The following is a 2297-nucleotide window of genomic DNA, read 5'->3' as shown; positions in this document are numbered from 1 at the left end:
GCGGCGACCGGCCGATCCAGGTCGGCTCGCACTATCATTTCTTCGAGACCAACCCGGCGCTGAAGTTCGACTGCGACAAGGCCCGCGGCATGCGGCTCGATATCGCCGCCGGCACCGCCGTCCGCTTCGAGCCCGGCCAGAGCCGCGAGGTCAAGCTCGTCGCGCTTGCCGGCAGCCGCACCATCTACGGCTTCCGCGGCGACGTGATGGGGAAACTCTGAGATGTCGGTCAAGATCTCACGTTCCGTCTATGCCGACATGTTCGGCCCGACCACCGGCGACCGCATCCGGCTCGCCGACACCGATCTGATCATCGAGGTCGAGAAGGATCTCACCACCTATGGCGAGGAGGTGAAGTTCGGCGGCGGCAAGGTGATCCGCGACGGCATGGGCCAGTCGCAGGTGACCAATGCGGACGGCGCCGCCGACACGGTGATCACCAACGCGCTGATCGTCGATCACTGGGGCATCGTCAAAGCCGATGTCGCCATCACCGCCGGAGTGATCACCGCGATCGGCAAGGCCGGCAATCCGGACATCCAGCCGAACGTCGATATCATCATCGGCCCGGGCACCGACGTGATCGCCGGCGAGGGCAAGATCCTCACCGCCGGCGGCTTCGACAGCCACATCCATTTCATCTGCCCGCAGCAGATCGAGCACGCGCTGATGAGCGGCGTCACCACCATGCTCGGTGGCGGCACCGGCCCTTCGCACGGCACGTTTGCGACGACCTGCACGCCGGGACCGTGGCACATCGGCCGGATGATTCAGTCGTTCGACGCCTTCCCGGTCAATCTCGGCATCTCCGGCAAGGGCAACGCGGCGCTGCCGGGGCCGCTCAAGGAAATGATCGAAGGTGGCGCCTGCGCGCTGAAGCTGCACGAGGACTGGGGCACGACGCCGGCGGCGATCGACAACTGTCTTACCGTGGCGGATGAGTACGACGTCCAGGTGATGATCCACACCGACACGCTGAACGAGTCGGGCTTCGTCGAGGACACCGTGAAGGCGTTCAAGGGCCGCACCATCCACGCCTTCCACACCGAAGGCGCCGGCGGCGGCCACGCGCCGGACATCATCAAGGTGGCTAGCCTGGAGAACGTACTGCCGTCGTCGACCAATCCGACCCGGCCGTTCACGCGGAACACCATCGACGAGCATCTCGACATGCTGATGGTGTGCCACCATCTCGATCCGTCGATCGCCGAGGATCTCGCCTTCGCCGAGAGCCGTATTCGCAAGGAGACCATCGCGGCCGAGGACATCCTGCACGACCTCGGCGCGCTGTCGATGATGTCGTCGGACTCACAAGCCATGGGCCGGCTCGGCGAAGTGATCATCCGCACCTGGCAGACCGCCGACAAGATGAAGAAGCAGCGCGGCCCGCTGTCGCAAGATTCGGCGCGCAACGACAATTTCCGCGTCAAGCGCTACATCGCCAAGTACACCATCAATCCGGCGATCGCCCATGGCGTGTCGAAGCTGATCGGTTCGGTCGAGAAGGGCAAGATGGCCGATCTGGTGCTGTGGTCGCCGGCGTTCTTCGGCGTCAAGCCGGATTGCATCATCAAGGGCGGCAGCATCGTCGCGGCGCCGATGGGCGATCCCAACGCCTCGATCCCGACGCCGCAGCCGGTGCACTACCAGCCGATGTTCGGCGCCTTCGGCAAGGCACTGACGGCATCGTCGGTGGTGTTCACCTCGCAGGCCGCCGCCGCCGGCAATCTCGCCCGCGACCTCGGCATCGCCAAGAAGCTGGTGCCGATCAGCAACGTCCGTGGCGGCATCTCCAAGAAGAGCATGATCCACAACGACGCCACGCCGAAGCTGGAGGTCGATCCGGAGACCTACGAAGTGCGCGCCGACGGTGAGCTGCTGACCTGCGCGCCGGCCGAGGTGCTGCCGCTGGCGCAGCGCTACTTCATGTTCTGAGGCGGGGCGGCGTTCACTTGCGTCATCGCCGGGCTCGACCCGGCGATCCATCCTCTTCGAAAGAGCGCGCTTTCGCGCGCGATGGATCCGCGGGTCAAGCCCGCGGATGACGCTCGGATCGCGGCCCCTTTGCATCCCCGCCGCATCCGCATAATGTCCCGCGCGCCGGCTTGACGTCCGGCCTTGCACAAGAAAACCGCCGGGAGGAATATCCACGTGATCTATATCGTCGCCACTCTCACCGTGAAGCCCGAAATGCGTGCCGAGCTCATCGCCGCCGCCAAGGCCTGCATCGCCGGCTCCCGTCAGGAGCCCGGCAACATCGCCTATGATCTGCACGAGAGCTCACCGATGCTCGCGAT

The 2297-nt window shown here is 65.4% G+C and carries 3 protein-coding genes; all 3 read left to right on the top strand.

Going from position 1 to position 2297, the window contains the following annotated elements:
* Positions 1-221 (top strand): urease subunit beta (locus I5M_RS28325; protein WP_022724482.1); only part of this gene is annotated, 221 nt, incomplete at its 5' end.
* Position 222: 1 nt separating this feature from the next.
* Complete coding sequence (ureC, locus tag I5M_RS28320) at positions 223-1935, top strand: urease subunit alpha (protein WP_022724481.1); 1713 nt, start codon at positions 223-225, stop codon at positions 1933-1935.
* Positions 1936-2151: 216 nt separating this feature from the next.
* Positions 2152-2297: putative quinol monooxygenase (locus I5M_RS31700; protein ID WP_199900078.1), on the top strand; the 146-nt coding region annotated here is incomplete at its 3' end.

The organism is Rhodopseudomonas sp. B29 (assembly GCF_000333455.1).
Lineage (GTDB): Bacteria > Pseudomonadota > Alphaproteobacteria > Rhizobiales > Xanthobacteraceae > Rhodopseudomonas.
Note: the sequence above shows the minus strand (reverse complement) of the source record. Positions and strands in the feature narration are given on the sequence as shown.